At 71.7% G+C, this 24,797-nt stretch carries 23 protein-coding genes; 10 read left to right on the plus strand and 13 right to left on the minus strand.

Annotation, left to right across the window (positions count from 1 at the left end):
• Positions 1–8: 8 nt before the first annotated feature.
• The 3 genes from htpX to AC3A3L_RS18905 are packed head-to-tail and all read right to left on the minus strand — an operon-like array spanning position 9 to position 2,018.
• Positions 9–923 carry a zinc metalloprotease HtpX gene (htpX, locus tag AC3A3L_RS18895; RefSeq protein ID WP_487641584.1) on the minus strand — a complete coding sequence of 305 codons (915 nt, stop codon included), beginning with the start codon at positions 921–923 and terminating at the stop codon, positions 9–11.
• A gap of 19 nt (positions 924–942) precedes the next feature.
• Entirely contained in the window at positions 943–1,221 is a 279-nt protein-coding gene (gene pspAA / locus AC3A3L_RS18900) for a PspA-associated protein PspAA (RefSeq protein ID WP_487641585.1), read from the minus strand.
• Complete coding sequence (locus AC3A3L_RS18905) at positions 1,218–2,018, minus strand: PspA/IM30 family protein (protein ID WP_487641586.1); 801 nt, start codon at positions 2,016–2,018, stop codon at positions 1,218–1,220. The genes pspAA and AC3A3L_RS18905 overlap by 4 nt, the downstream gene beginning before the upstream one ends.
• Positions 2,019–2,199: 181 nt before the next feature.
• On the opposite strand from AC3A3L_RS18905, the gene AC3A3L_RS18910 reads away from it, so the two are divergent.
• The 5 genes from AC3A3L_RS18910 (at position 2,200) to AC3A3L_RS18930 (ending at position 4,819) form a co-directional block, all read left to right on the plus strand.
• Positions 2,200–2,796: a DUF3043 domain-containing protein gene (locus tag AC3A3L_RS18910; protein ID WP_487641587.1), complete on the plus strand. Its 597-nt coding sequence runs from the start codon at positions 2,200–2,202 to the stop codon at positions 2,794–2,796.
• A 10-nt stretch (positions 2,797–2,806) separates the two neighbouring features.
• On the plus strand, positions 2,807–3,376 hold the full coding sequence (locus AC3A3L_RS18915; protein ID WP_487641588.1) for an N-acetyltransferase family protein: 570 nt from the start codon (positions 2,807–2,809) through the stop codon (positions 3,374–3,376).
• A gap of 119 nt (positions 3,377–3,495) precedes the next feature.
• Positions 3,496–3,720, plus strand: coding sequence for a hypothetical protein (locus tag AC3A3L_RS18920; RefSeq protein ID WP_487641589.1), 225 nt, complete (start codon positions 3,496–3,498; stop codon positions 3,718–3,720).
• A 71-nt stretch (positions 3,721–3,791) separates the two neighbouring features.
• Positions 3,792–4,523, plus strand: a complete 732-nt coding sequence (locus AC3A3L_RS18925; RefSeq protein ID WP_487641590.1) for an AzlC family ABC transporter permease — start codon at positions 3,792–3,794, stop codon at positions 4,521–4,523.
• On the plus strand, positions 4,523–4,819 hold the full coding sequence (locus AC3A3L_RS18930; protein WP_487641591.1) for an AzlD domain-containing protein: 297 nt from the start codon (positions 4,523–4,525) through the stop codon (positions 4,817–4,819). Before AC3A3L_RS18925 ends, AC3A3L_RS18930 begins: the two co-directional genes overlap by 1 nt.
• Before the next feature lie 104 nt (positions 4,820–4,923).
• Here AC3A3L_RS18930 and AC3A3L_RS18935 read toward each other — a convergent pair whose 3' ends face one another.
• Together AC3A3L_RS18935 and dapB are read right to left on the minus strand one after the other, a co-directional pair.
• The gene (locus AC3A3L_RS18935; RefSeq protein ID WP_487641592.1) at positions 4,924–6,537 is read right to left on the minus strand and encodes a M4 family metallopeptidase; all 1,614 of its coding nucleotides are present in this window, start codon (positions 6,535–6,537) and stop codon (positions 4,924–4,926) included.
• Positions 6,538–6,654: 117 nt separating this feature from the next.
• Positions 6,655–7,410, minus strand: coding sequence for a 4-hydroxy-tetrahydrodipicolinate reductase (gene dapB / locus AC3A3L_RS18940; RefSeq protein ID WP_487641696.1), 756 nt, complete (start codon positions 7,408–7,410; stop codon positions 6,655–6,657).
• 115 nt (positions 7,411–7,525) lie between these two features.
• Here dapB and AC3A3L_RS18945 point away from each other — a divergent pair, with 115 nt between their 5' ends.
• Positions 7,526–8,041, plus strand: a complete 516-nt coding sequence (locus AC3A3L_RS18945) for a class I SAM-dependent methyltransferase (protein ID WP_487641593.1) — start codon at positions 7,526–7,528, stop codon at positions 8,039–8,041.
• Positions 8,042–8,060: 19 nt separating this feature from the next.
• On the opposite strand, the gene AC3A3L_RS18950 is transcribed toward AC3A3L_RS18945, so the two are convergent.
• The 4 genes from AC3A3L_RS18950 to AC3A3L_RS18965 all read right to left on the minus strand — a co-directional run bounded on the left by AC3A3L_RS18950 (position 8,061) and on the right by AC3A3L_RS18965 (position 12,744).
• Positions 8,061–9,371: a M16 family metallopeptidase gene (locus AC3A3L_RS18950; protein WP_487641594.1), complete on the minus strand. Its 1,311-nt coding sequence runs from the start codon at positions 9,369–9,371 to the stop codon at positions 8,061–8,063.
• 113 nt (positions 9,372–9,484) lie between these two features.
• Entirely contained in the window at positions 9,485–11,722 is a 2,238-nt protein-coding gene (locus AC3A3L_RS18955) for a polyribonucleotide nucleotidyltransferase (RefSeq protein ID WP_487641595.1), read from the minus strand.
• A 268-nt stretch (positions 11,723–11,990) separates the two neighbouring features.
• Positions 11,991–12,266: a 30S ribosomal protein S15 gene (rpsO, locus tag AC3A3L_RS18960; protein WP_186340976.1), complete on the minus strand. Its 276-nt coding sequence runs from the start codon at positions 12,264–12,266 to the stop codon at positions 11,991–11,993.
• 211 nt (positions 12,267–12,477) lie between these two features.
• Positions 12,478–12,744, minus strand: a complete 267-nt coding sequence (locus tag AC3A3L_RS18965; RefSeq protein ID WP_487641596.1) for a DUF6458 family protein — start codon at positions 12,742–12,744, stop codon at positions 12,478–12,480.
• A 130-nt stretch (positions 12,745–12,874) separates the two neighbouring features.
• Between AC3A3L_RS18965 and AC3A3L_RS18970 the strand changes: the two genes are divergently transcribed.
• On the plus strand, positions 12,875–15,010 hold the full coding sequence (locus AC3A3L_RS18970; protein ID WP_487641597.1) for a molybdopterin-dependent oxidoreductase: 2,136 nt from the start codon (positions 12,875–12,877) through the stop codon (positions 15,008–15,010).
• A 20-nt stretch (positions 15,011–15,030) separates the two neighbouring features.
• On the opposite strand, the gene AC3A3L_RS18975 is transcribed toward AC3A3L_RS18970, so the two are convergent.
• From AC3A3L_RS18975 to ptsP, 4 genes are all read right to left on the minus strand, one after another.
• Positions 15,031–15,465, minus strand: a complete 435-nt coding sequence (locus AC3A3L_RS18975; protein WP_378543272.1) for a PTS mannitol transporter subunit IIA — start codon at positions 15,463–15,465, stop codon at positions 15,031–15,033.
• Between the two features lie 155 nt (positions 15,466–15,620).
• The gene (locus tag AC3A3L_RS18980) at positions 15,621–17,129 is read right to left on the minus strand and encodes a PTS mannitol transporter subunit IIBC (protein ID WP_487641598.1); all 1,509 of its coding nucleotides are present in this window, start codon (positions 17,127–17,129) and stop codon (positions 15,621–15,623) included.
• A gap of 147 nt (positions 17,130–17,276) precedes the next feature.
• Positions 17,277–19,013, minus strand: coding sequence for an alcohol dehydrogenase catalytic domain-containing protein (locus AC3A3L_RS18985; protein ID WP_487641599.1), 1,737 nt, complete (start codon positions 19,011–19,013; stop codon positions 17,277–17,279).
• A 121-nt stretch (positions 19,014–19,134) separates the two neighbouring features.
• A complete protein-coding gene (gene ptsP / locus AC3A3L_RS18990) occupies positions 19,135–20,826 on the minus strand; it encodes a phosphoenolpyruvate--protein phosphotransferase (RefSeq protein WP_487641600.1) in 1,692 nt (563 codons plus the stop codon).
• Between the two features lie 99 nt (positions 20,827–20,925).
• Between ptsP and AC3A3L_RS18995 the strand changes: the two genes are divergently transcribed.
• The 3 genes from AC3A3L_RS18995 to AC3A3L_RS19005 are packed head-to-tail and all read left to right on the plus strand — an operon-like array spanning position 20,926 to position 24,751.
• Entirely contained in the window at positions 20,926–21,693 is a 768-nt protein-coding gene (locus AC3A3L_RS18995) for a DeoR/GlpR family DNA-binding transcription regulator (RefSeq protein ID WP_487641601.1), read from the plus strand.
• Positions 21,690–22,655 carry a 1-phosphofructokinase family hexose kinase gene (locus tag AC3A3L_RS19000; protein ID WP_487641602.1) on the plus strand — a complete coding sequence of 322 codons (966 nt, stop codon included), beginning with the start codon at positions 21,690–21,692 and terminating at the stop codon, positions 22,653–22,655. Before AC3A3L_RS18995 ends, AC3A3L_RS19000 begins: the two co-directional genes overlap by 4 nt.
• On the plus strand, positions 22,652–24,751 hold the full coding sequence (locus AC3A3L_RS19005) for a PTS fructose transporter subunit IIABC (RefSeq protein ID WP_487641603.1): 2,100 nt from the start codon (positions 22,652–22,654) through the stop codon (positions 24,749–24,751). Before AC3A3L_RS19000 ends, AC3A3L_RS19005 begins: the two co-directional genes overlap by 4 nt.
• Positions 24,752–24,797: the final 46 nt, after the last annotated feature.

Raw genomic sequence — 24,797 nt, forward strand, 5'->3', positions numbered from 1 at the left:
GCCGCCCCTCAGCCGGTCGGCCGGCCGAGCTCGGCCTGGATCCGGGCGAGCTGCTCGAGCCGCTGCTGGAGGGGCGGGTGGGTGGCCATCAGGCCGCTCAGGCCGCCGGCGAAGGCCGGGACGATGCACAGGGCGCTCGCGGCGTTGGCGGTGCGCAGGTCCTTCGTCGGGGTGGCGGCGGCCGACTCCCCGCTGATCTTCTGCAGGGCCGAGGCGAGCGCGGCCGGCTTCATCGTCAGGTAGGCGCCGGACCGGTCCGCGCAGAGCTCGCGGTAGCGCGAGAGCACCCGCAGCATCACGAAGCTGACGGCGTAGACGAGCAGGCTGACGATGAGCACCACGAGGGCGACGGGCAGGGCACTGTTGTTGTTGCTGCGGGAGCGCCCCATCCCACCGAACTGGGTGAAGCGCATCAGCAGGCCGGCCGCGATGCCGGCCGACGAGGCGATCGTCATCACCAGCACGTCGCGGTGGGCGACGTGGCTCAGCTCGTGGGCCAGGACGGCCTCGAGCTCCTCGGCGTCGAGGGTCTGCAGGATCCCCGTCGTCACGCAGACCACCGACCGCTGGGGCGAGCGGCCGGTCGCGAACGCGTTGGACACGGGCAGGTCGGAGACGCCGACCCGCGGCTTGGGCATGTCGGCTAGGGCGCAGAGCCGGTCGATCATGCCGTGCAGCTCGGGCGCCTCCTCCGGGCTCACCTCGCGGGCGCGCATCGCACGCATCGCCACCTTGTCGGAGTTCCACCACTGCCAGAAGGCGATGCCGATCGCGATGGCTGCGACCGCGACGGCCCCGCCGGCACTGTTGACGTACGCGATGACCAGCGAGACGAGGCCGACGAACATCGCCCCGAGCAGGAACATGGTGAGGGTCATCCGGGCGGTGAGACCGGAGTCCTTGATGAAACGGGAGGTGGCCATGGGGAAGGTGTGGCCCGCCTCAGCCAGGGATGAGGCCGTCGTCGCCCAGGAGCTCGCGGACCTCGTCGATCGTCGCGTCGGGCGGCGGCAGGATCAGGTCGGACTCGTCGAGCGAGTCGAGCTCGTGGTGCGATCCGCTCGCGCGCACGGCGGACAGCAGCCCGTGCAGGGCCGTGCGGAACATCGCCTCGTCGCCGGAGTCGATGGCCTGCTCGATCTGGTTGTCGAGGCCGTTGAGGGCGTCGAGGGCATGGTCGTCGAGGTCGTACTGACCCTCGCCGAGGATGCGGACGATCATGCCCGACCGCCCTCGTTGGTCTCGCCCTCGGCGCGGACGGTCTCGGGCTCGTCGGCCAGGATGTCGCCGCCGGTGTCGGAGGACTCGATGGCCTGCGGGGAGCTCGCGGCCTTGAGCCGGGCCAGCTCGGCCTCCACGTCGGAGCCGGAGCTGAGCGCGTCGAGCTCGCGGGAGATGTCGTCGCCGGCGTTGAGCTGAGAGGCGTCGTCGAGGGCGCCGGACGCGATCAGCTCGTCGATCGCCTGCCCGCGGGCCTGCATCTGGGCCGTCTTGTCCTCGGCACGCTGGATGGCGAGGCCGACGTCGCCCATCTCCTCGCCGATGCCCGACATCGCCTCGCCGATGCGCGTCTGTGCCTCGGCCGCGGTGTAGGTGGCCTTGATGGTCTCCTTGCGGGTGCGGAACGCCTCGACCTTGGCCTGCAGCCGCTGCTGCGCGAGGACGAGCTTCTCCTCCTCGCCCTGGAGCGTCGCCTGCTGCTCCTTGAGGGCGGTGATCTGCGAGGAGAGACCGGACTTGCGGGTCAGGGCCTCGCGGGCGAGGTCCTCCCGGCCGGCACCGATCGCCTTCTCGGCCTGTCCCTGCAGCTTCGCCGCCTGCTGCTCGAGCTGGTTGACCTGGAGCTCGACGCGCTTGCGGCTGGTCGCCACGTCGGCGACACCGCGGCGCACCTTGGAGAGGAGCTCGAGCTGCCGCTGGTAGCTGTAGTCGAGGGTCTCTCGGGGGTCCTCCGCCTTGTCCAGGGCCTTGTTGGCCTTGGAGCGGAAGATCAGGCTGATGCGCTTCATGAGACTCATCGGGGTGGAGACCCTCTCTTGGGCATGCGGGGGTGGTGGCTGGGACAACTGGACTGACGTCCTCACCCTAGAACCAAACCCAAGGCGGAGGTAGGGCATCCCGCGACGCCGTGCCCGGCGGGTCGCGGCGATAGGCTGGTCCCCACCACCAGATCCGCCCGTCCATCCGTTTCGTCGCCATGTGAAGGCAGCACGCGTGTTCCGTCGTACCAGCTCCGAGCCGGAGACCCCCACCACCGACCCGAAGGTGGGTGGCAAGGGCCGGCCCACCCCGACGCGCAAGGAGGCCGAGGCAGCCGCCCGGGCCCGCGCCAAGGTCCCGCGCACGCGCAAGGAGCAGGCCGCCGCCCAGCGGGCCGCTCGCGGCGACACGTCCCGCAAGATGCGCGAGGCGATGAAGACCGGCGACGAGAAGTACCTGCCGGCCCGCGACCGCGGTCCCGTGCGCCGCTTCATCCGCGACTTCGTGGACTCGCGCTTCTCCTTCATCGAGCTGATGGTCCCGCTGCTGATCGTGTCGATGGTGCTGGGCTACTCCGGCAACCAGACGATGGTCCAGCTCGGCAACACGGTCCTGTTCACCACCTTGCTGGTCATCGTCTTCGACATCGTGATGCTCCGCTTCCGGCTGCGTCGCGAGCTCGCCCGCCGCTTCCCCGGCGAGCCGACCAAGGGCACCACCCTCTACGCCGCGATGCGCTCGCTGCAGATGAAGTTCCTGCGCCTGCCCAAGGCGCAGGTCAAGATCGGCGAGAAGCTCCCCGAGACCTACCGATGAGCCTGCGCTGATGTCGCACGACCACTCCCCCGCCGGCGGGGCGCCGAGCGCCGACGTGTCCGTGCGCGTCGCCTGGGCCGACGACGCGACGGCGATCGCCGCGGTGCAGGTCCGCGCGTGGCCGGAGCTCTACGCCGGCCTGCTGCCGGCCGAGGTCCTGCCGACCGACGTCGAGGCGGTGGCCGGCCAGTGGCGCCAGGCGCTCGCCCGGCCCGCCGACGCCCGCAACCGGGTGCTCGTCGCCCTCGAGCGCAACCGGGTGGTGGGCTTCGCCCTGACCTCGCCGGCCGCCGACCCCGACTGCGACCCGGTCGCCGACGGCGAGCTGGCCGAGGTGACCCTCGACCCCGAGGAGCGCGCGAAGGGCCACGGCTCGCGGCTGCTGCAGGCGGCGGTCGACACCCTCGCCGCCGACCGGTTCACGCGGGCCGTCACCTGGGTCAACGCCGGTGACGACGCCCTGCGGACGTTCCTGACGGAGGCGGGCTGGGCCCCCGACACCGCCCACCGCGAGCTCGACCTGGACGGGACCGGCGCGACGACGGTCAAGCAGGTGCGTCTCCACACGGCCATCGCCTGACCTCGTCGCCGCAGCGTGACCCGATCGGGGTAAATCACCCCTTGCGGCACTTGTTTTTCGTGTGACGCCCGTCACCATGGAGTGACCGGCCATCTCGCCGGTCCACCACGGGGGTCCAGATGCTAGGTCCGCTTCCCGCTCTGCACAGGTACCTGCTCATCGTCTCGGCGCTCGTCGTGTGCGTCGGCATCGGCCTCTGGTTCGGTGCCGTGCCGGAGCTCCCGATGAACCTGCGCGTGGGGCTCGTCACCGGCACCGTAGCCGGGGCCGCGGCGGCGTTCGTGCTGGTCCACGACTTCCACCAGCGCCACGGGCGCGCCGCACGCGTACGCCGACGGAGTTGACCGAGCGGACCCGAGCGGCGGACCTGAGACGGACCGACGGACCGGTCCGGCGGATGACCTAGCCTCGGGTCGTGTCCGATGCTGCCCTCAGTCCCGCTGAGCGCTCGGCGATCGTCCGCGACAGCCTCGCCGTCGGCGTGGCGACCGGGGCGTACGGCTTCGGGTTCGGCGCCGTGTCGGTCGCCTCGGGCCTGAGCATCGCCCAGACGTGCGTGCTGTCGCTGCTGATGTTCACCGGAGCCAGCCAGTTCGCCCTCGTCGGCGTCGTGGCCGCAGGCGGCGCACCCGTGTCGGGAGCGGCCACGGCCCTGCTGCTGGGCACCCGCAACACCCTCTACGGCCTGCGGATGGCGCCGCTGCTGCGCTGGCGCGGCTGGCGACGGTTCGCGGCCGCCCACGTGCTGATCGACGAGTCGACGGCGATGGGGGTCACCCGCGACACGACCGAGGGCACCCGCCTCGGCTTCCTCACCACCGGCGTCTCGGTCTTCGTCCTGTGGAACCTCGCCACCGCCGTCGGAGCGGTCGCAGGCGACGCGGTCGGCGACCCCCGCACCTTCGGCCTGGACGCCGCCGTCGGCGCGGCGTTCCTCGCCCTGCTGTGGCCGCGGCTGCGCGACCGGCGCAACGTGCTCGTCGCCGTGCTCGCCGCGGCCGTCGCGCTCGCGGCGGTGCCGGTCACCCCCGCCGGCGTACCGGTCCTCGCCGCGGGTGGCGTGGCCCTGCTCGTCGGGGTGCTCGGCAAGCGGCAGGACCCCACCGAGATCCCGGGGCGCGACGACGTGGCGGGGAGGCACCACTGATGTGGACCGCCGTGCTGCTCGCCGGGGTCGGGTGCTACCTGCTCAAGCTGGCGGGCCTGTCGCTGCCGGAGCGGGTGCTCGCGCACCCCACGGTCGAGCGTGTCGCCGACCTCATCCCGGTGGCGCTCCTGGCGGCGCTGGTCGCCGTGCAGGTGTTCTCCTCGGGCCCGGAGCTGCGGGTCGACGCACGCGTCCTCGGGCTGGGCTTCGCGGTGGTGGCCCTGCTGCTCCGGATGCCGTTCCTCGTCGTGGTGGTGGGGGCGGCGGTCGTGGCGGCCCTGGCTCGCCTCGTCTGATCCCTCGCCGGACCGACGGGCACCTGGGGAACTGCGGCCGTACGACAGCCGAGCGTCGCGCCCGGGCGTCGTACGGCCGCAGTTCCTTCCAGTGACGACCGTCGTCAGCCGACCGAGACGGCGCTCCAGGCGGCGGCCACGGCGCCCTGCTGGGCCGAGCCGGCGCCGTACAGGTCCCGCGCCGCGTTCATCGTCGCGGTGCGCGCGCCGGCGTAGTTCGTGCCGGAGGTCATGTAGACCGTCAGCGCGCGGTACCAGATCTGCGCGGCCGCGTCGCGGCCGATGCCGGTGACCGACGACCCGTTGCAGGTCGTGGAGCTGTGGGTCACGCCGCCGATCGTCTTGGTGCCGCTGCCCTCGGCGAGCAGGTAGAAGAAGTGGTTGCCGATGCCGGAGGAGTAGTGGACGTCGACGTCCTTGGCGGTGCTGCTCCAGCAGTCGAGCGAGCTGCCGTCGGAGGACGGGCGGTCCATCCGGCGGAACCCGGCGTGCTCCTTCAGGTCGAACTCCTCGCCGATGAGGTAGTCGGCCGGGTCGTTGGCGTTGGCCGCGTGGAACTCCACGAGGGTGCCGAAGATGTCCGAGGTCGCCTCGTTGAGGCCGCCGGACTCCCCGGAGTAGGTCAGGTTCGCGGAGTTCTCCGTCACGCCGTGGGTCATCTCGTGGCCGGCCACGTCGAGGGAGACGAGCGGACCGAAGTCGACGCCGTCACCGTCGCCGTACGTCATCTTGCTGCCGTCCCAGAACGCGTTGACGTAGCCGTTGCCGTAGTGGACCCGGTTGTAGGAGCCGCGGCCGTCGTTCCAGATGCCGTTGCGCCCGTGCACCGCCTTGAAGTAGTCCCACGTGACGTTGAAGCCGTACTGCGCGTCGGCACCGGCGCTGGACCGGTTGCTGGTCTGGCCGTTGCCGAAGGTCGTCGACGTGGAGGTGAACGTCGTCCCCGTCGAGCAGCCGGTGCCGAAGATCTGGCAGAAGATCGAGTCCTCGGCGTTCTTCATGTCGGTCGTGTAGGTGCCGCCACGCGTGGCGTCCTTCAGCGTGTACGACGTCCCCGATCCGCTGACCTGCAACGGGACCGTGCCGCTGTAGAGCGTCTGGCCCTGGCCGTCGACGTTGACGACCTGCTGCTCGCTGCGGATGACCGTGCCGGTCCTCGCGTCGACGTAGGTCGCGAGCCGGGACGGGGTGCCGTCGGCCTGGGCACCTCCGGTGACGACCTCCCACGCGAGGCGGGGCGCGGCCCCGGTGGCGTCCACGACGAGCTCGCGAGCCTCGGCCCGGTCGTCGCTGCGGACGGCTGACGTCCGGGCGTTACGGGTCAGGACCGTCCGGGTGGCAACGGCCTCCGCGACCGTGGCGTCGGTGCCGACGTCCAGCGGGGTGGCCAGCGTCTGGCTGACGCCGTCCCAGCCGCCGGGGGCGTCGCGGTGGACGACCAGGTCGCCGCCGACGACCCGGAGGCCGTCCAGGGTGCGGTCGAACCGCACGTGCGTGCTCCCGTCGGGGTCGACGAGGGTGGTGCCGGCGACGAAGGCCTGGCCGTCGGTGCTGCGCGCGGCGCCCGGGTGGCGCTGGAGGGCGGCGAGGGCATCCTGGACGGCGTCCGCCCTGCCCGCGGCAGGGGCCCCCTGGGCCGTCGAGGCGGTGGTCAGCGGCAGCGCCGCCGCGGTGGCGGCGGCGAGTGCGAGCGCGGCGAGTCCTGCGGTTCTGCGCATGGTGGAGCCTTCCGAGAGGTGAGCCGGGCACCCGAGCGGTCCCGACACCTCGCCAACGAGCGGTCGCGACGCCGGGTTACGCCGCGGCACTCCCGGGGAGGACCTCGTCGACCGTCCTCATCCGATGTCGAGGAAGGCGTCGAGCCCGACGGTCAGGCCCGGGTGCTCGCCGATCGCGCGGATGCCCGCGAGCACGCCCGGGGTGAAGGAGACCCGGTCGAGCGAGTCGTGGCGGATCGTCAGCGTCTCCCCCGCCGTGCCCAGGACGACCTCCTGGTGCGCGACGAGGCCGCGCACGCGCAGGCTGTGGACCCGGACGCCGTCGACGTCGGCGCCCCGCGCGCCCTCCAGACCCGTCGACGTCGCGTCGGGCATCGGGGCGCTGCCGGCCTCGCGCCGCGCCGCGGCGATCAGGTCCGCCGTGCGACCCGCGGTGCCGGACGGGGCGTCGGCCTTGTCGGGGTGGTGCAGCTCGACGACCTCGACCGACTCGAAGAACGGCGCCGCCTGGGCGGCGAAGCGCATCATCAGGATCGCGCCGATGGAGAAGTTGGGGGCGATCAGCACGCCGACCCCCGGGGCGTCGGCGAGCCAGGCCTCGAGCTGGTCGAGGCGGGGCTGGTCGAAGCCGGTCGTGCCGACGACGGCGTGGATGCCGTGCTCGATGCAGAAGCGCAGGTTGTCCATGACCACGTCGGGGTGGGTGAAGTCCACGACCACCTCGGCGCCCGCCCGGGCGAGCTCCTCGACGTCGTCGCCGGCGTCGACCGAGGCCACCAGCTCGGTGTCCGGGGCCGCCTCGACGGCGCGACAGACCTCCGAGCCCACCTTGCCGCGGGCGCCCAGCACGCCCACCCGGACCTGGGCCCGCACCTGCGTCCGGCCCTGTGCCTCGTCTCCTGTGCTCACGCGGTCAACCGTATCGGCCGGAACGATCGGCGAGTGGCGGTGGCTGACTCGCGAACAGGCGTCTGGCAGGCTGTGGGCCATGCCTGCCCCGACCATCCCGCCGCGCATCAAGTGGGCCGTCGACCTCATGGACGTCCAACCGGCCGACCAGGTCCTCGAGATCGGTTGTGGCCCCGGTGCCGGCGCCGAGGCGATCTGCGCCAAGCTGGAGACCGGAAAGCTGTTCGCGATCGACCGATCCGAGTCGGGCGTGGACCGCACCAAGCGCCGCAACCAGAAGTACGTCGACGCCGGCCGGCTCGTCGTACGCCAGATCGACCTCGCGACGCTGCGCGTCCCGGTCAAGCGCCTCAACAAGGTCTTCGCCTTCAACGTCAACTTGTTCTGGGTGCGCGCCTGCGACGACGAGGTCGCCCTCCTCCACGAGCGGGTCGTCCCCGGTGGCGCGGTCTACCTCTTCTACGAGGCCGCCCGCCCCGAGCTGGTGCCCAACATCGTGAAGAAGGCCTCCGAGAACCTCCTCCGCGGCGGCTTCCGGGTCAGCGTCGTGGAGCAGAAGGCTCCCCCGGTCATCGGGCTGATCGCCAAGCGCTGAGACTTTGGCGTCGTCCGGGTCAGGACTTCGCCGGACCGACGACCGCGAGCAGCTCGGGCTGGGTGAAGAGCTCCTTGGCGAGGGCGGCGACGTCCTCGGCGGTGACGGCCTCGATCCGGTCGACGACCTCGTCGATCGTGAGCAGCTCGTCGTGGACGAGCTCGGCCTTGCCGATGCGCGACATCCGCGACCCGGAGTCCTCGAGGCCGAGCACGAGGCCACCCTTGAGCTGGCCCTTGCCGCGCTCGACCTCCTCGTCGGTCAGGCCCTCGGCCGCGACCTTGGCGAGCTCGGTGCGCACGGTCTCGAGCACGGCGTCGTACTTGCCCGGCAGGCAGCCGACCGAGACGCCGACGACGCCGGCGTCGGCGTGGTGGGTGGCGAAGGAGTAGACGGAGTACGCCAGCCCGCGCAGCTCGCGCACCTCCTGGAACATCCGCGACGAGGTGCCGCCGCCGAGGGCGGTGTTGAGCACGCCGAGGGTGTAGCGGCGGGGGTCGGTGCGGGTCAGTCCCTTGACGCCGAGGACGAGGTTGACCTGCTCCTGCGGGCGGATGGTGCGCGTCTCGCCGGGGCTCACCTTGCGGGCGCGCTCGGACTGCGTCGACGGGGTCGGGTCGGACTCGCCGTCGAGGAAGCCGCCGCGGCCGAACGCCTGCCGCACCTGGCGCACGACGGTGGCGTGGTCGACGTTGCCGGCGACCGACACGACCATGTTGTCGGGGCGGTAGTGACGCCGGTAGAAGCGGTGGATCTGCGCGCGGGTCATCGCGGTGATCGAGGCGTCGGTGCCGGCGATCGGGCGACCGAGCGGGCTGTCGCCCCACGCCTGGTGGGCGAACAGGTTGTGCACCACGTCGTCCGGGTCGTCGTCGTGCATCGCGATCTCGTCGAGGATGACGTCACGCTCGGCCTCGACGTCGGCCTCGGTCAGGGTCGAGGCGGTGACCATGTCACCGAGCACGTCGACCGCCGTGCCGAGGTCCTCGTCGAGGACCCGCGCGTGGTAGACGGTGTACTCCTTGGTGGTGAAGGCGTTGAACTCGCCGCCCACTGCGTCGAGCGCCACCGAGATGTCCATCGCGGTGCGCTCGGGGGTGCCCTTGAAGAGCAGGTGCTCGAGGAAGTGCGAGCAGCCGTGCAGGGTGGGCGTCTCGTCGCGCGAGCCGACCGCGACCCACACCCCGATGCTCGCCGAACGGGTGCCGGCCATCTGCTCGGTGACGACGCGCAGGCCGCTGGGCAGGACCGTACGTCGTACGCGCGAGGTCACCGCGCCGTCGGCGTCCTTCACGGTGTGGAGGGTGCGGGTGGTGCCGTTCTTCTGCACAGGGGTCCTTCCGGGGCGGAGCAGGGGTGGAGCAGGGGTGGAGCAGGGGTGAAGCGCCACGACCGGCCGGCCAGACGGCCGACCGGTCGTGGGGTGGAGCAGGAGCCGTCAGGTCACTCGGCGTCGGCGGCCTCGGGGGCGTCGGCGGACTCCTCGGAGCCGGCCTCGTCCTCCTCGACGACGGGGACGAGCGACAGCTTGCCGCGGTCGTCGATCTCGGCGATCTTGACCTGGACCTTCTGGCCCACGGCCAGGACGTCCTCGACGGCCTCGACGCGCTTGCCGCCGGCCAGGGAGCGGAGCTTGCTGATGTGCAGCAGGCCGTCCTTGCCCGGGAGCAGCGAGACGAACGCACCGAAGTTGGTCGTCTTCACGACGGTGCCGAGGTAGCGCTCGCCGACCTCGGGCATCGTCGGGTTGGCGATCGCGTTGACCGCGGCCTTGGCGGCCTCGGCCGCCTCGCCGTTGGTCGCACCGATGTAGACCGTGCCGTCGTCCTCGATGGACAGCGTCGCGCCCGTGTCGTCCTGGATCTGGTTGATGACCTTGCCCTTGGGACCGATGACCTCGCCGATCTTGTCCACGGGAACGCGGATGGTGATGATGCGCGGCGCGTGGACCGACATCTCCTCCGGCGCGTCGATCGCCTCGCCCATGACGTCGAGGATCGCCAGGCGCGCGTCGCGGGCCTGGGTGAGCGCGGCGGCGAGCACCTCGGCGGGGATGCCGTCGAGCTTGGTGTCGAGCTGCAGCGCGGTCACGAACTCACGGGTGCCGGCGACCTTGAAGTCCATGTCGCCGAACGCGTCCTCGGCGCCGAGGATGTCGGTCAGCGCGACGTACTGGGTCTCGCCGTCGATCTCGCCGGAGATGAGGCCCATCGCGATGCCGGCCACGGGGGCCTTCAGCGGCACGCCGGCCTGCAGCAGCGACAGGGTCGAGGCGCAGACGGAGCCCATCGAGGTCGAGCCGTTGGAGCCCATGGCCTCGGAGAGCTGGCGGATGGCGTAGGGGAACTCCTCGCGCGTCGGCAGGACGGGGAGCAGCGCGCGGCGCGCCAGGGCGCCGTGGCCGACCTCGCGGCGCTTCGGCGAGCCCACGCGGCCGGTCTCGCCGGTGGAGAACGGCGGGAAGACGTACTTGTGCATGTAGCGGCGGTGCTTCTCCGGCGACAGCGTGTCGAGCTGCTGCTCCATCTTCAGCATGTCGAGGGTGGTGACGCCCAGGATCTGGGTCTCGCCACGCTCGAACAGCGCAGAGCCGTGGACGCGCGGGATCACGTTGACCTCGGCGTGCAGCGGGCGGATGTCGGCGAGGCCGCGACCGTCGATGCGCACCTTGTCGCGCAGGACGCGCTCGCGGACGACGCTCTTGTTGACCGAGCGGAACGCCGCGCCGATCTCCTTCTCGCGGCCCTCGAACTCGCCGGCGAGCTTCTCGAGCAGGGCGGCCTTGAGCTCGTCGGTGCGCGACTCGCGCTCCTGCTTGTCGCCGATCTGCATCGCGGCGGTCAGGTCGGCCTTCACGGCGGACTCGACGGCGGCGTAGACGTCGTCCTCGTAGTCCAGGAAGACCGGGAAGTCCTGGACCGGCTTGGCGGCCTCGGCGGCGAGCTGGGACTGCGCCTCGCACAGCTGCTTGATGAAGGGCTTGGCGGCGTCGAGGCCACCGGCCACGACCTCCTCCGTCGGCGCCTGGGCGCCACCCTGGACGAGCGCGATGGTCTCCTCGGTGGCCTCGGCCTCGACCATCATGATCGCGACGTCGCCGGTCTCGGTGACGCGACCCGCGACGACCATGTCGAAGACGGCCGACTCGAGCTGCTGGTGGGTCGGGAAGGCGACCCACTGGCCGTCGATGAGGGCGACGCGCACGCCGCCGACGGGGCCGGAGAACGGCAGGCCGGAGAGCTGGGTCGACATCGACGCGGCGTTGATGGCGAGCACGTCGTAGGGCATGTTCGCGTCGAGCGCCAGGACGGTGATGACGACCTGGACCTCGTTGCGCAGACCCTTCTTGAAGGTCGGGCGCAGCGGGCGGTCGATGAGGCGGCAGGTGAGGATCGCGTCCTCGCCCGGGCGGCCCTCGGAGCGGAAGAAGGAGCCGGGGATCTGGCCCACGGCGTACATCCGCTCCTCGACGTCGATGGTCAGCGGGAAGAAGTCGAAGTGGTCCTTCGGCTGCTTCGAGGCGGTGGTCGCCGAGAGCAGCATGGTCTCGTCGTCGAGGTAGGCCGTGACGGCGCCGGCCGCCTGGCGGGCGAGCAGGCCGGTCTCGAACTTGACCGTGCGCTGGCCGAACTTGCCGTTGTCGAGGACGGTCTCGACAGCGGAGATGATGGGTTCACTCATGGAAGCAGGATCCTGCTTTCTCTTCGCGGAGCGATCCGCGGCGTCCACCCTCATGTGGACCGTCGAAGGTCCCGCGGGGCCGGTCTTCGATCGAGGCCCGCAGATCGTCGCGCCCGAGGGCGGGATCTGAAGGCCACTACCGAGGACCGGGCGACGAGGCGGGTCGCTCCTGTTGGGTGTTGTTTCAGTTGTGCCGGGTCGACACTAGCGCGGCGCGGCCCGGATGTGAGAGGAGCGGCCCCCCGTGGCGGGGAGCCGCTCCAACACGTCAGCGACGGAGGCCGAGGCGTTCGACGATGGAGCGGTAGCGCTCGATCTCCGTCTTCTGCAGGTAGTTGAGCAGACGGCGGCGCTGGCCGACCAGGAGCAGCAGGCCGCGCCGGCTGTGGTGGTCGTGCTTGTGCTGCTTGAGGTGCTCGGTGAGGTGCGAGATGCGGTGGCTGAGCAGCGCGATCTGGACCTCGGGCGAACCGGTGTCACCCTCGGTCAGGGCGTACTCGGCGATGATCTTCTTCTTGGTCTCCGCGTCGGTACCAATCGACATGGGGGCTCCTTCGGTTCTCGTTGCGCGGCGCGCCCGGGCCTGTTCACCGGGGCACTCTGGTTCCGCGGCCGTCCTGACGGCGTGTCGCCCTGCTGGGCAACCGTGTGAGCGTACCAACGGGGTGGTCGGCTCCCCCAATCCGCGCGCGGGCGCGCAGGAGCCCCCGTCGGGTGCCGACAGGGGCTCCTGGTCACGTGGGTCCGCGAGCGGCTCAGACGGCCGGCGGGGGCGGCGGGTCCGACTCGGTGGTCCGCTGCGTCGACGCCTGGCGGCCCTGTGCGTCGGTGGTGGTGGCGGTCGTGGTGTGACGCCGCCTGGTGTTCTGCTGGACCAGCGTGAGCACCAGCCACAACGCCCCGGCCAGGACGAGGATCCATCCCAGGATGGGGACCTCGAGGGGTCCCACCTGGTTCTCCCGGAACGCCAGCGCGAGGATCAGTCCCACGACGATCAGGCCGATCGGCCCTCCGAAACCCATGACGTGCTCCGTTCTGTTGGTGGATGCTGCCCGGCGACCCTACGGCCCGGCCCGGGCTCGGCAGAGTCTGGCGCGCGGCCCGTCCGGTGTCTTCCCCCCGCAGGAGGTACGACGTGCGACGATCCCGCTCATGGGCGAGCAGCAGAAACGGATCGGCGTCTGCAACCTGTGCGAGGCGATCTGCGGCCTCGAGCTGACCATCGAGGGCCGTGAGGTCGTGGGCGTGCGCGGCAACCCCGCCGACCCCCTGTCCCGGGGGCACGTGTGCCCCAAGGGAGTGGCGATCGCCGACGTGTACGCCGACCCCGACCGGTTGCGGCGCCCGGTCCGTCGCGTGGGCGAGGGCGCCGACGCCCGCTGGGTGGAGATCGGCTGGGACGAGGCGTTCGACCTGGTCGCCGACAACATCGCACGGGTCGTCAACGAGCACGGTGACGACGCGCTCGGCGTCTACCTCGGCAACCCCAACGCCCACAGCCTGGGGTCGATGACCCACGGGACGGCGATGTTCAAGTCGTTCCGCACGAGGAACCGCTACTCCGCCACGTCGGTCGACCAGCTGCCCCACCAGCTCGTCGCGCACCTCGTGTTCGGCCACCAGCTCTTCCTGCCGATCCCCGACATCGACCGCACGTCGTGGTTCCTCGTCGTCGGCGGCAACCCGATGGCCTCCAACGGCTCCTTGATGACGGTCCCCGACTTCCCCCAGCGCGTGCGCGACCTCCGGGCGCGCGGCGGCAGGATGGTCGTCCTCGACCCTCGTCGCACCGAGACCGCCAAGGTAGCCGACGAGCACCACTTCGTCCGGCCGGGCACGGACGCGTGGGTGCTGCTCGCCATGCTGCACGTGCTCACCGTCGAGGCGTCCCCCGCCGACCGACCCGCCGTGGCGTCGTACGTCGACGGGCTGGACACGGTGGTCGAGCTGGTCGCCGACTTCACCCCCGAGCGGGCGGAGGCGATGAGCGGCGTGCCGGCTGCCGAGGTCCGCCGGCTCGCCCGCGAGCTGGCGGCCGCCGACTCCGGCGTCGTCTACAGCCGGATCGGTGTCTCCGCCGGCCCGTGGGGCACGGTGTGCCAGTGGGCCGTCACCTGCCTCAACGTGCTCACCGGCAACCTCGACCGCCCGGGCGGCGCGATGTTCACGACCCCGGCGATCGACGCGGTGGGCACCGGGCTGATCGGCCGCGGGCACCACGACGCCTGGCGCTCACGGGTCCGCGGGCTCCCGGAGACCGCGGGTGAGCTGCCCGTGGCGGCGCTGCGCGAGGAGATCGAGACGCCCGGCGAGGGCCAGGTCCGGGCACTGCTCACCGTCGCCGGGAACCCGGTCCTGTCCACGCCCGACGGCGCGCGGCTCGACGGCGCGCTGCGCGGGCTCGACTTCATGGCCGCCGTCGACATCTACGTCAACGAGACCACCCGCCACGCCGACGTGATCCTGCCGCCCACCACGGCGCTCGAGCGCGACCACTACGACCTGGTCTTCCACCTGCTGGCGGTGCGCAACACCGCGCGGTTCACGCCGGCGGTGTTCGAGAAGGACGCCGGCCAGCGCCACGACTGGGAGATCTTCCGCGAGATCACCCTGCGGACGGCCGCTCGCCTGGACCGCAAGGCCCCGCTCAGGAAGCGGCTGGTCCAGCGGGCCCGGCTGACCGCGAGCCCCACCTTCCTCGTCGGTCAGCTGCTGCGCCGCGGGTCGAGCGGCGTCACCCTGGCCAAGCTCCGCCGGCGTCCGGCGGGCATCGACCTCGGTCCTCTGCGCGGCGGCCAGCTGCCCGACCGCGTGCCGGCACGCAGCAAGCGCGTCGACCTCGCGCCCGCCCTGGTCGTCGAGGACGTGGCCCGGCTCGCGGCCGTCCCCGCTCCTGAGGCGGACGAGCTCGTCCTGATCGGACGCCGCCACCAGCGCGACTGCAACTCGTGGATGCACAACTCCGAGCGGCTCACCCGCGGCCGGCCACGCCACCAGCTGCTGATGAACCCGGGCGACCTGGCGGAGCGTGCCATCGAGGACGGCTCCCGCGTGCGGGTCACCTCGCGCGTCGGCTCGGTCGAGGTCGAGGTGGCCGCCTCCGACGACCTGATGCCGGGCGTGGTCTCGCTCCCCCACGGCTACGGGCACGCCGCCGACGGCGTCCTGATGTCCCGCAGCCGCGAGGTGCCCGGGGTCTCCGTCAACGACCTCACGGATCCCGAGCTGCTCGACGTGTCGGGCAACGCCGCGCTCAACGGCGTACCCGTCGCCGTCACCGCGGTCTGAGCAACGACCGCGGACGGCCGTCAGGCGCTGACGTCGCCCAGGACGGCGAGCACGTCGTCCGGCGTCTGCGCCGCGTCGAGGGCCGCGATGCTGGCGTCGTCGGTGAACGCGCCGGCGAGCGCCTGCAGCACGGTCAGGTGGTCGTCACCGGCACCGGCGATGCCGACGACGTAGCGTGCCGGGCTGCCCTTCCAGTCGATCGGCTGGTCGTAGCGGACGAACGAGATCGCGGTGTGGCGGATCAGCGCCTTCGCCTCGTTGGTGCCGTGCGGGATGGCGAGGCCGTTGCCCATGAACGTCGAGACCGACGTCTCGCGCTCGTGCATGGCGTCGACGTAGGCCTCGTCGACCGCGCCGCTCGCGACCAGCAGCCGTCCGGCCTCGGTGATCGCTGCGTCCCTGTCCGTGGCCTGGCCGCCGAGCACGATGGCCTCCCTGCTCAGTACGTCGCTCATCTGGCGTCTCTCTTCCTCGCAGTGTCGGGTGGGTCGGAATCGGGGTGGAGCTCATCAGACCACACGCCGGCGACGGCAGGTGGTCGCCGAAGGCCGAGCCCGGCCCCCACGGGGGGAGGGCCGGGCTCGACCGTCCGGGGCCCTGACGCCGGGCGTCAGGTCTCGTTGTTCTCGCGGATCAGCTCCACGATCTCGTCGTAGCGCGGGCTCGCCATGAAGTTGTCGACCGAGACGTGCTCGGCGGACGGTGTCTTCTGGCGCGCCCGGTCGGTGAGGTCCTGGTGGCTCACCACGAGGTCGTAGCTGTCGTCGAGGTTGGAGATCGCCTTGTTGACGACCGTCACCTCGGGGTGTCCGGCGTCCTGGATCTTCTTCCGCAGCACCGAGGCACCCATCGCCGAGGAGCCCATGCCCGCGTCGCAGGCGAAGACGATGTTGCGGATCTCGCGGGTGGCGGTGGCCGTGGCGGTGGCCGCACCACCGGTCAGGGCGCTGGCGACCGACGACTTCTTGCCCTTGTTGGCCTCCATCTGCGCGGTCGCTGCGGTCAGGTCGCCCTCGTCGTCGGACTTGTCCATCTTCAGCAGCACCGACGCCACGAGGAGCGTGACGGCTGCGGCGCCGAAGACGCCGAGGGTGACACCGAGGTAGTCGCCCCTGGCCGTCTGGGCGTAGACGGCGAAGATCGAGCCCGGCGCCGCCGGCGCCCGGAGGCCCACGTCGAACGCCACGTTGATCGCGACACCGGTCATGCCGCCGGCGATCATGGCGAGGATCAGTCGCGGCTTCATGAGCACGTAGGGGAAGTAGATCTCGTGGATGCCGCCGAAGAACTGGATGATCGCCGCGCCGGGGGCGGTCGCCTTCGGCACACCGCGGCCGAAGAACGAGTAGGCGAGCAGCAGGCCGAGGCCCGGCCCGGGGTTCGCCTCGAGCAGGAACAGCACCGACTTGCCGGTCTCCGCGGCCTCGGCGAGACCCAGCGGCGTCAGGACGCCGTGGTTGATCGCGTTGTTGAGGAAGAAGACCTTCGCCGGCTCGATGACGATCGAGGTCAGCGGCAGGAGGCTGTTGTCCACCAGCCACTCGACGGCGTTGCCCAGGACCTCCATGACCTCGTTCACCACGGGCGCGACGACGTAGAACCCGAGCATGGCCATCAGGAACGCGAGGATGCCGGCCGAGAACATGTTGACGAGCATCTCGAAGCCGGCCTTGACCTTGCCGTCCCAGATGGCGTCGACGCGCTTCATGACGTAGGCCGACAGGGGGCCGAGGATCATCGCGCCGATGAACATGTGCACCTGGCCGAGCGGGGGGTCGCCCGCGGGCAGGTCTGCGTTGAAGTTCGCGACCAGCAGGTCGGAGCCCGCGATCGCTCCCATCACCGCGAAGCCACCGACCACGGCACCGCGGTCGCCGTAGACCATGCGGCCGCCCGTCGCGGCGATGAGGATCGGGAGTGCGTAGTGGATGATCGGGCCGACCATCGTGGCCAGGTCAGCGTTCGGCAACCAGCCGACGTCGATGACCAATGCGGTGAGCAGTCCCCACGCGATCAGTGCCGGGATGTTGGGCATGATCATGTTGGAGAGGAACGTGCCGAACTTCTGCACGCGCACCCGGGCACCGGAGCCGGTGGGGGCCGTGAATGTTGTGGCCATGCTGATGTCCTCCAGTCGAAACGGGGGGGTGAGCCCCATCACATGATGTCGCGATTAAACCTCACGTTCGGGCATGTTGCCAAGCATTCGGGCACGATTTGTGCCCGACCTTGTGGCTTTGTCCGGACTTCGAGGTGTCGGTCGAGGTCAGCGGGCGAGCTTGCTGTCGAAGAGCGCCCGCTCCACCTCGCCGTTCCACGTGTCGCCGGGTCCCAGCTTCTCCGCGATGCCCGGCACCTTGTCCTTGAGCTCGTCGAGCCCCATGAGCGGGAGGTCGTGGATCTGCGGGAAGATCAGGACCTTCCCGGAGTAGGTGCCGTCGACCAGCGCCTGGAGGCCGTCCTTGGCCGCCCGCATGCCGCCGACGGCCCCCACGATGGATCCCGGGGAGAGCTGGCCCCCGGTGGCCAGGTCGACCACCTGCTGCTGGTCGTGGATGGTGAGTCCCGACGTACCGGTGTACTGGGCGTTGTCCAGGTAGACCGCGCTGAGGTTCAGCGGCGCCAGCGTGCCGTTGGGGACGCCGGCGAAGAAGACCAGCATGCCGTCGGACCTCATCAGCGTGTCGGCCTCGGCCATCACGCCGGCGATGGGGACGCTGACGACCACGTCGTCGGCTCCCTGGCCGTCCGTGATCCCCATGACGAAGTCGTGGAGGGACTGCTCGGCGGTCTGGGAGTTGAAGGTGATCAGCTCGCAGTCGTTCTCGTCCGCCAGGTGGGCCAGGCGGTCCTCGAGGGCCTTCAGCCGCTCGTCGCTCACCTCGGTGGCGACGATCGTGCGGGGGCCGTCGGTCTGCTGGATGGCGCGCTGGACGTGCATCAGCCCCATGGGGCCACCGGCGCCCACGAAGACCGTCGTGCCCTGAGGGCGCAGGTCGGCCCGGTTGCGTGCCTCCCCGTAGGAGGCGGCGATGTCCGGGCCGCGGCCGCCGACGTAGGCCGTGTAGTCGTAGTGCAGGCGGCCGACGTCGAGGTCCGCCAGGCCGTCGAGCTCGGTCTCCCCCACCAGGTTGAGGGTGCCGCGTCGGGCGATGTGCGCGGCCACGGCGCTCGCCGCCGCTGCTGAACGGGGGTCGAGCATGACGATGTCGTCGAAGCCGGCGCCGTCGGTCAGCTCGTCGACCAGCGCCTGGTAGTCGTCGGTGCCGATGCCGTTGCGCACGACCGTGGTGGCCGAGGTTCCCTCGACCAGCTGCGCCACCGAGTCGGGCACGTCGGTCAGGACGATGGTGGCCGGGGCGTCCAGCCCGGAGGAGAAGGCGTACTCCCGCTCGTCGCCCGGCCGGCCCACGATCCACATGGTCCCGCCGGCCTTGGGCTCCAGGCGGCGCCGCTGGGTGTAGGCGGCCATCACGCAGCCCCACGGCTCCAGCGTGGAGGCCTCGGCGTAGCCCATCGTGTCGGGGAGGGGCAGCAGGCACGCACCGTCGTCGGTCTCGAGCATCTCCGCGCCCATGAGGTGGTACTGGATGAGACCACCGGGGATGGTGTAGCCGTAGGCCGTGCTCCTGCCGTCCTGGTAGATGTCGGGCTGCACCGCCAGCCGCTGGCCGGCGTGGTAGCGGTCCTTCAGGTTCTCGCCGACCTCGATGACGGTGAGGCTCACCTCGTGCCCCAGCCGGGTGGGGTCGTTGGCCAGGTCGCGGTTGTAGAGCTTCGGGTGGCTGCCGCCCTGGCGCATGATCTTCACGTCGGAGAAGCAGAGTCCCACGCTGTCGATGCGCACCAGCATGTGGTCGGCGTCCGGTCGGGGGATGTCGACCAGCTCGGGCGCGCTGTCCTTGCCCATGTTGTCCTCACCCGCGCCCCACAGGTGCCAGGCCCAGGCCTGGTCCGGCAGCTCGAGCTCGGCTGCCCGGTACTGGTCGTACGCTGACGTCATGATTCCTCCGTGGTGAGTGGGATGGGGCCTCCGAGGGCATCACCGAGGCCTCGGGCCGGAGACGGACCTCCCGGGGCTGGTCTCGCCTGACAGCGGCGAGAAGTGGAGCGGCGCGCGGGCATCAGTGGCCCAGCAGCTCCCGGACGGCCGCACGGGCGGCCATCGGGTCGGGCGCACCGAGCGCGGCCTCGGCGGCGGCCTCGCAGGTCTGGAAGCTGACCTTGCCGAGCTGGGCACCCACCGGGCGCACGGCTCGCGCCGCCATCGAGAGCGACGTGATGCCCATGCCGATGAGCGCGGTGGCGAGCAGGGGGTCGGCCGCGGCCTCGCCGCAGACGCCGACGGGCTTGCCGGCCTCGGTGCCGGCGTGCGCGGTGATCGCGATCAGCTGGAGCACGGCTGGCTGCCAGGGGTCGGTGAGGTGCGCCAGGTCGGTGGCCATGCGGTCGGCGGCCATGGCGTACTGGGTCAGGTCGTTGGTCCCGATGGAGAGGAAGTCGACGACCTCGAGCATCCGGTGCGCGAGGAGCGCGGCGCTCGGGATCTCGACCATCACGCCGGCCTTGAGCCCCCGCGAGCGCACCTTGGCCGAGAAGTCGGCCGCCTCGGCGACGGTCGCCACCATCGGCGCCATCACCCAGGTCTCGGTGCCGGTCTTCTCCGCGGCCGCGGCGATGCCGTCGAGCTGCCGGTCCATCAGCCCGGGGTTGTCGAAGCTCAGCCGCAGGCCGCGGACACCGAGCGCGGGGTTCTCCTCGCCCTCGTGCGTCGCAAAGGCGATCGGCTTGTCGGACCCGGCGTCGAGGGTGCGGACGACGACGTAGCGGCCGTCGGAGTACGGCGCCAGGACGCCGGCGTAGATCTCGGCCTGCTCCTCGACCGTCGGCTCGTCCTTGCGGTCGAGGAAGCACAGCTCGGTGCGGAACAGGCCCACTCCCCCGACGGGCTCGGTGCCCGCGGACTCGGCGGACGCGCCGTCGGCCACGTTGGCGAGCAGCTTCACGGGCATCCCGTCGGAGGTCGACGCCGGGCCGGTCCAGCTGGCGAGCTCCTCGCGCAGCCGGCGGCTCGCCTCGACGCGCGAACGCGCCTCGTCGGGGTCGGCGCCGCGCTCGATGGTGCCGGCCTCGCCGTCGACCACGACGAACGTCCCGGCGGGCACGTCCATGGCGCCGGCCGCGCCGACCACGCACGGGATGCCCAGCTGGCGCGCGATGATGGCCGTGTGGCTCGTCGCGCCGCCACGCACGGTGACCAGGGCGGTGACCAGGTCGGGGTCGAGGCCGGAGGTGTCGCTGGGGGCGAGGTCCTCGGCCACGAGGATCGACGGCTCGCTCGGGGTCGGCACGCCCGGGGCGGGTTCGCCCACCAGGTGCGCCACCACGCGCCTCTCGATGTCGCGCAGGTCGGTGACCCGCTCGGCCATCAGGCCGCCCATGTTGGTGAAGATCGTGACGAACTGCTCGACCGCGCCCTGCACCGCCGCGACGGGCCCCTGGCCGGCCTGCAGGTTCTTCGCGACGCCCGAGCGGAGGCCCTTGTCGCGAGCCAGACCGGCACTCGCCGTGAGCACCTCGGCCGCGGCGCCCTGGGTGGAGGCGGCCTTGGTGGTGAAGGTCTCTGCCACCGCGGCGACCGCGTCGTCGTACGCCGCCAGCGCGGCGTCGGCATCAGGGAAGTCGCCGTCGCCGTAGCGCGCGATCGCGTCGGGCGAGACCTCGCCGCGCACGTGGAGGACGGGTCCGGCGGCGACTCCCGGGACGACCGGGGTCCCGCTGAGCGTGTTCGCGGGTGACTCGGCGGATGTGGTCATGGACACACCGTAGAACACGTGGTTGTTGACAAGCAACACGTTCGGGACTAAAACAACACATACACAGATCGCTCGGCGAGGCACGTGGAGGTGGACCGAATGTACGCGGAAGAGCGCCAGCAGGCGATGGCCCACCTGATCAGCCGGCGGGGCCGGCTGTCGGTGGTCCAGCTGGCCGAGCAGTTCGAGGTCACCACCGAGACCGTGCGCCGCGACCTGTCCACCCTCGACCGCATGGGACTCGTCCGACGCGTCCACGGCGGTGCCGTGCCGGCCGGCTCGCTCACCGTGATCGAGTCCGGCATCGGTGAGCGCGACCAGTCCAACACCCAGGCCAAGGAGGCCATCGCCAATGCCGCCGTCTCCCTGCTGCCGCCCCCGGACTCGGTCGTCGTGATCGACGCGGGCAGCACCACCGCGCGCTTCGCCGCTGCGCTCCCCCGCGACCACCGGCTGACCGTCATCACCCACGCGGTGCCGGTCGCCACCCGCCTGGCCGGACTGCCCCAGATCGAGCTCCACCTGCTGCCCGGCAAGGTGCGGCCCACGACCCACGCCGCCGTCGGCGCCGAGACCGTCGCCGCCCTGTCCGACCTGCGTGCCGACGTCGCGTTCATCGCCACCAACGGCCTCACGGTCGGCCACGGGCTCACCACGCCCGACAGCGACGAGGCGGCGAGCAAGCGGGCGATGATCGCCTGTGCACGCAAGACCGTCGTGCTGGCCGACTCGACCAAGCTCGGCGTCGAGACGGCCGTCCGGTTCGCGACCCTCGACAGCCTCGACGTGCTCGTCACCGACAGCGACGTGGAGCCGGCCGACCGCCGGGCGCTCGAGGCAGCCGGGATCGAGGTGGTGGTCGCATGATCCTCACCCTCACCCCGAACCCCAGCATCGACCGCACGGTCGCCCTCGACGGCGAGCTCTCGCGGGGCCAGGTCCACCGGGTGGCGTCGGTGACGTCGCAGGCGGGCGGCAAGGGCGTCAACATCTCCCGCGCCGCCGTCACCGCCGACATCCCCAGCATCGCCGTCGTACCCGCCGCCAAGGACGACGCCTTCGTCCTCGAGCTGCTCGGCGCGGGCATCGACTGCCGCCCGGTCCGACCCGCCGGCGACGTGCGGGTCAACCTCACCATCACCGAGCCGGACGGCACGACCACCAAGCTCAACTCCCCCGGCGCCGCCGTGCTCCCCCTCCACCTCGAGCTGATGGCGCAGGCCGTCCTCGTCCGCGCCTCGAGCGCCGACTGGACCGTCCTCGCCGGTTCGCTGCCCGCGGGCGCCCCGCCGGACTTCTACGCCGAGCTCGTACGACGACTGCGCGAGGTCGGCGGACGCGTCGCCGTCGACACCAGCGACGCCCCGCTGCAGGCCCTGGTCGACGCCCTCCCGGACTCCGCGCCCGACCTGATGAAGCCCAACGGCGAGGAGCTCGCCTCCTTCACCGGCGGTGATGCCGACGAGCTCGAGTCCGACCCCGCGGCGACCGCCGCGGCCGCCCGCCAGCTGATCGAGCGTGGCGTCGGGGCCGTGCTGGCCACCCTCGGCGGCAACGGCGCCGTGCTGGTGACACCCGACGGCGCCTGGCACGCCACCCCGCCCCCCACCACAGTCGTGAGCACCGTCGGTGCCGGCGACTCCAGCCTCTTCGGCTACCTGCTCGGCGACGTCCGGGGGCTACCTGCCCCGGAGCGCCTGGCACTGGCCGTCGCCTACGGCAGCGCCGCCGCAGGTCTCCCCGGCACGACCATCCCCCGGCCGTCCCAGCTCCGCACCGAGCTGGTCGGCGTCTCCGCCCTATCCCCCTCCACGGGAGGCACAGCATGACCTCACTGATCACCACCGACCTCGTGCGGCTGGGTGCCGACTGGGGCTCGGACAAGCACGACGTCATCCGCGCCCTCGCGGGCGTCGTGGACGACGCCGGCCGAGCCACCAGCAAGGACCAGCTCGTCGAAGACGCGTTCGCACGCGAGTCGACGTCGGCGACCGGCCTCCCGGGCGGCATCGCCATCCCGCACTGCCGTACGACCGGGGTCGAGGTCCCGACCCTCGCCTTCGCGCGGCTCGACCCGCCCGTCGACTTCGGCGCCAAGGACGGCCCCGCCGACCTGGCCTTCCTCATCGCAGCGCCGGCCGGCGGCGACGCCGACCACCTCACCATCCTCACCAAGCTCGCCCGTGCGCTGGTCAAGCCCGCCTTCACCGACGCGCTCCGGTCCGCGGAGAGCGACGAGGAGGTCGTCGACCTGGTCACCCACGAGCTCGGCGAGCCGGCGCCTGCGCCGAAGCACGCGGCCCCCGCGTCGGGAGCACCGTCCGGCGAGGCCGTCCCCGGTGGCGGGGAGTCGACCGCGCCCGCGCACGCTGCGAGCACCGCGGCTCCCGCGGCGACGGCCACCGCGGCACCGCCCGGCACGACGTCCCTCGTCGCGGTCACCGCATGCCCCACCGGCATCGCCCACACCTACATGGCCGCCGAGGCCCTCGAGGCCGCGGCCGAGCGGGCCGGTGTCGAGATCCAGGTGGAGACGCAGGGCTCGGCCGGCTCGACCCCGTTGTCACCCGAGAGCATCGCCAAGGCAGGTGCCGTGATCTTCGCGGTCGACGTGGGGGTGCGCGAGCGCGGCCGCTTCGCCGGCAAGCCGATGGTCAGCTCCTCGGTGAAGAGGCCGATCGACGAGGGCGACGCGATGATCGCCGAGGCCCTGCGCTACGCCGCCGACCCGGGCAGTGCGCCCAAGGTCGAGGGCACCGCGACCGAGGCAGACTCGATGGGCGCCAGCGAGTCGTTCGGCGCCAAGACGCGACGCGTGCTCATGACCGGCGTCTCCTACATGATCCCCTTCGTCGCCGCAGGTGGACTGCTCATCGCGCTCGGCTTCCTCTTCGGTGGCTACGAGATCGTCAACGACGGTCAGACGATCGCGGTGGACAACACCTTGTTCAACCTGCCCGACGTCGACGAGTTCGGGCTCGAGCACGCGCTGTTCGACAGCCCCTTCTTCGCCTACCTCGGCGCCTTGTTCTTCACCCTCGGCGCGGCGGCCTTCGGCTTCCTCGTGCCGGCACTGGCGGGCTACATCGCCTACGCCATCGCCGACCGGCCGGGCATCGCCCCGGGCTTCGTCATGGGTGCCATCGCCGGCACCCTGAACTCCGGCTTCCTCGGCGGCATCGTCGGCGGTGTGCTGGCGGGCATCGTGGCCCACTGGATCACCGGATGGAAGGTGCCGGTGTGGATGCGTGGCCTGATGCCCGTGCTGGTGATCCCGCTCGTCGCGACGCTGATCTCCGGGTTCATCATGGTGGTCGTCCTCGGCAAGCCGCTCGCGGCCCTGATGGACGCCCTCTCCGACGGCCTCAACAGCCTGCAGGGCGGGTCGGCGGTCTTCCTGGGAGTCATCCTGGGGCTGATGATGGCCTTCGACATGGGTGGCCCCCTGAACAAGACGGCGTACGCCTTCGCGGTGGCCGGCCTCGGCACCGCCGCGACCGCGACGGACGCCCCCGAGCTGAAGGTGATGGCCGCGGTGATGCTGGCCGGCATGGTCCCGCCGCTGGCACTCGCCCTCGCGACCGTCGTACGACCCGGCCTGTTCACGGTGCCCGAGCGCGAGAACGGCAAGGCTGCCTGGGCGATGGGGGCGTCGTTCATCACCGAGGGCGCGATCCCGTTCGCGGCGGCCGACCCGCTGCGGGTCATCCCCTCCATCATGGCTGGCAGCGCGGTGACCGGGGCCTTGTCGATGGGCCTCGACGTCGGGCTGCGGGCCCCGCACGGCGGCATCTTCGTGCTCTTCGCGGTGGACAACATCGCCGGCTTCCTCATCGCCCTGGTGGCCGGTGTGCTCGTGGCCGCGGCGCTCGTCGTCGCACTGAAGAGCATGGGACGCACCGACACCGACGTCGCTACTGTCTGAGCACCGCCACACGTCCGACCCGACCCCAGTCCAGACCTGAAGGAGA

It is taken from the genome of Nocardioides sp. Soil_C_8, from assembly GCF_057656315.1.